Origin of the sequence: Borreliella afzelii (assembly GCF_014202295.1) — a bacterium.
GTDB lineage: Bacteria > Spirochaetota > Spirochaetia > Borreliales > Borreliaceae > Borreliella > Borreliella afzelii.
Genome location: NZ_JACHGM010000023.1, coordinates 1 through 3654 on the forward strand (window position 1 = coordinate 1; position 3654 = coordinate 3654).

At 21.9% G+C, this 3654-nt stretch carries 4 protein-coding genes; all 4 read right to left on the bottom strand.

Annotated elements, in window-relative coordinates:
- Nucleotides 1–421 precede the first annotated feature (421 nt).
- Genes HNP63_RS06425 through HNP63_RS06440 form a run of 4 tightly spaced genes read right to left on the bottom strand, consistent with a single transcriptional unit; the run spans nt 422 to nt 3468 of the window.
- Complete coding sequence (locus HNP63_RS06425) at nt 422–1006, bottom strand: chromosome replication/partitioning protein (RefSeq protein WP_012615203.1); 585 nt, start codon at nt 1004–1006, stop codon at nt 422–424.
- Between the two features lie 58 nt (nt 1007–1064).
- Nucleotides 1065–1817, bottom strand: coding sequence for a ParA family protein (locus tag HNP63_RS06430; RefSeq protein ID WP_011703871.1), 753 nt, complete (start codon nt 1815–1817; stop codon nt 1065–1067).
- On the bottom strand, nt 1793–2347 hold the full coding sequence (locus tag HNP63_RS06435; RefSeq protein ID WP_011703872.1) for a DUF226 domain-containing protein: 555 nt from the start codon (nt 2345–2347) through the stop codon (nt 1793–1795). Before HNP63_RS06435 ends, HNP63_RS06430 begins: the two co-directional genes overlap by 25 nt.
- 41 nt (nt 2348–2388) lie before the next feature.
- Nucleotides 2389–3468: a plasmid maintenance protein gene (locus HNP63_RS06440; protein ID WP_183227655.1), complete on the bottom strand. Its 1080-nt coding sequence runs from the start codon at nt 3466–3468 to the stop codon at nt 2389–2391.
- Between the last annotated feature and the right edge of the window lie 186 nt (nt 3469–3654).

The following is a 3654-nucleotide window of genomic DNA, read 5'->3' on the forward strand; positions in this document are numbered from 1 at the left end:
AATTGTAGTATAGCCCAACTTAGAATTAAAATCAATTTGTCTTTTTTTAAAAAAAATAAAAGAATTTATCTAAGCCCTTTTGTTAAAAACTTAAAATAAGCCTTAATAGATAAAAAAGTAAAAATAAGAAGCTACTAAATACTATATTATTCAATAATATAGTATTTATAAATAGTAAAATATGCTATTTTGCTATTGAATTTCTTATAAAGACTTAATTATTAAAGAGTGGCCAAATGAGTCAAGATTTTCTACTGCTATTATCAGGAAATATATTATTTTATTTCCCACACTAAGTTTTTTTTAAAACTCTTTTCTACACCATCTATATCCTTTTAAAAAATATTTTTTATATTTATTAAATCCTTTATTCATAATCTCTAATCTTATATTTTTTTTATTTCAATAAAAATCAAATTGCTTATAAAACTTTCTTATTATCCTTTTGATCTTGATATCTTTTAAAAAGTTTATTAAGAAAATCTTTTTGATTTTCAAAAATCTCATTCATCATAAAATTTGTAAAGTTAGCATTACTTTTATAAAAATCATAACTTTCTTGACTTTTAAGCTGAAATCTTAGGGGTTTTATTGAATTTTGTTTTGATTTTTTTATTATTCCGCTTGTTTTATTCTTAACATATCTTATAGAGGCTCTTATTCCATTACTAGTTATAAAATTCTCTTCTAATAACCCTGTCTCAACTGCTGTGGCTAACCTTATATATTCATAAGATTGTGTCTTTGCTAATTTAAAATCTGATAAAAAATTTTTAAAAGATTTATATCCTCCTTCTACATAAAGCTTCTTGTCATTTATTTTCTTAAGGATCTTCATAGTATCAATAATATTATATATTTCTGATTTAATATTATTTCTTAATTGTGTAATCAATTGTTCAAATTCTTCTTTTCTTTGATTTTCATTACTTTGATCAAGAATATAATTTAAACTATTTTCCGAAATTCTTTTGTTAATTTTTAAATTAACACTTTTTTTATTCATATCTTCTCCTTTATGCTCAATCAATCCGGCGTGCCGAACTTATTAAGTTTATTGATTTTTATAATTTCCCTAAAAAAGTTTCCAATATTTTTTTATATTCAATAATATAGTCTTTTGTAAAATCAAATTTTTCATTACACCCTATTCTTTTATTTAAATCTTCCCTTTCGCTTATACATCCTAAAAACCCATTTTTCATACTTACTATTTCCATTAATTGTTTATGGGTAACATTTTTTTTAAATCTTGTTACAGTAATAAACACCGGTATTCCAGCCACTTCTTTTATAAACCTTCTCAATGTTTCAAATCCTTCAACTGCCCATTTTTCTGCTGTCATTGGAGATATTACATAGTTGCTACTAATTAGAGAAATCTTTAATGTAAAATTCCTTTTGGGATTAGTATCAATTATGACATAATCATAGTTATCTATTATAGAATTTAATTTTGTCTTTAATGAAAATTCAATAGATAGGTGTCGGTTATCATAATAATAATCTCCATTTAATTCATCAACTGTTATATAACTAGGTATCAAAGCTATATTATTATCAACATTAATAATACTTTTATTAATATCCATACCATCTTTTATAACATTTCCTATATTTATTTTAGAAACATCAAAATTTTTTGTTTCCAATTCATTATAATAATAGCTTGTAGTAGCAGCCTGATCATCTATATCTATTAAAAGTACTTTATACTTCTGTGCTAATAAATTTGCAAGTATTATTGAGGTTGTACTTTTCCCAACACCACCTTTAAGGCTTGCAATGGTTATTATTTTTGGTTTTTTTCTATCCATCTTATAAGTATTCCTTCTTCTGGATATTCTTTATCATAAAATTCATATACATGTTTTTCTAATTTTGTAAACATATCAATACATGCTATATTATAGGGTGTATTTGATTTTTCTTTTTTTAACAAACGAAGCAATCCCTTAAAATAGCAAAAAACACTTCCTTTTTTAAATCTAAATTCTATGTAGTATGCTTTTGATAATCCATATGATTTTATGATTCCATTTGTTTCATATTTTACAAAAATATTTTTTATTGGTTTTCTATAACCATAATAAATTCCTAGAAATTGATCTCCTTCTTTTACAGAATATAAACGAACTTCTTCAACTTTCATTTGATTAAATAAAGTTCTCAATGATATACGACATTCATTTCTTTTATTATCAATTCCGAGTTTGTAAATGTCCATCATTATTTTTGTATGGTATATGGTTTTACCATTTTGTTTTTCGATCTTTATGAAACGATTTTTATTTTTACATTTAATTCTTGTTTTTTCTATTTGTGTAGATTTAAGCACGCTTTCCATGTTTAATCCTTATGTAATATCTTTATTTAATTCTTTTACGCTTAAGAAATTTTTTCTTTTTTTATCGTTTCTAATAATTCATAATAATAAGTGTTAAATACTTTGTTATATTCTAATTTCTTTATACTATTTAAATAGGTTTTTATAATTGGCTTTAAAATTTCTATTGTGGATTCTTTTTTTAATTGTTCAATAAGTATGCTAAAAATATTTATTTTTATATGATTATAATTTTTTAGTGAACTTTCTTTTTTTCTTTCAATTGATTTTTCTAGCTTTTGTTTTATGTTATTAAGGTCTTTATATTTTTGATTTTCAATGATAAAATGGGGTTTAAATTTGTAATTTTTGTATATGTTTTGGATATGAGTTTTTAATTGTTGAACATTATAACCCTTTGTTTCTAATTCTTTTTGAATATTATCTAATATTTTCTTTAATTTTGTCTGCTTTTTTTTAAAGCAAATTTTATTTATATTATTATTATTATTATTTTTGTTTTTTATTAAGTTAATTTCAATTCTTTTTATAATTTTCATTATTTCAATTAATTTATCCTTACTAATATTCAAATTCAAAATAGGAAGAACTTTTTTTGATAAAAAATTACATTTATTAAAATATTTTTTTAGTTGATACTTTTCTATTTCGCCATTTTCTTTTTCTTCTTTTATATTATTATTATTATTAATACACTCCTCTAAATTTAGATTCCCTTCTTTAGTAAATTTATCTTTAAGATATCTATTAACTCTTGTTTGGAATCTTATATCTTTCTTCTCTTTAAAATATTTATTGATTTTAAGGTAGCATTCTTTTTTGGGGTAATTAAGTTTGTAGTAAATTTCAGTTCCACAATTTACTCCCAGGTGTTTATGGTAGTTGGTTGTGACTTTTATTTCTTTTTCTAATTTGTAAAGATAATTTTGCATTGTCTTTAGTTTAACAGTTAACTGGCCATTTCTTTTTAAATTTTCATTAAAGTAATAAAGTATATTACTTTGGGTGTATTTTTTATATTTACTATTTATGTATTTCAGTGTTGAGATAAAAACTATTAATTTATGCTGTAATTTGTTCTGGCAAGGTGTGTCTTTAGGGTTAATGAGTATATTTTGCATATTACTACTCCTAGTTATTTTGATTTTTATAAATATATATATAGCACACTATTTGAATAAAAGTAAATACTTTTATTCAAAATTTCATAAAAATTAATAATTTATTTTAATGTTTCTGATTAAGAAGATTACATTTTATTATAAAGATAAATTGATTTTAATTCTAAGTTGGGCTATACTACAATC

Coding starts and splice junctions, on each gene's coding strand:
- HNP63_RS06435 (WP_011703872.1), bottom strand. CDS start 2,347: ATGGAAAGCGTGCTTAAATCTACACAAATAGAAAAAACAAGAATTAAA.
- HNP63_RS06430 (WP_011703871.1), bottom strand. CDS start 1,817: ATGGATAGAAAAAAACCAAAAATAATAACCATTGCAAGCCTTAAAGGT.
- HNP63_RS06440 (WP_183227655.1), bottom strand. CDS start 3,468: ATGCAAAATATACTCATTAACCCTAAAGACACACCTTGCCAGAACAAA.
- HNP63_RS06425 (WP_012615203.1), bottom strand. CDS start 1,006: ATGAATAAAAAAAGTGTTAATTTAAAAATTAACAAAAGAATTTCGGAA.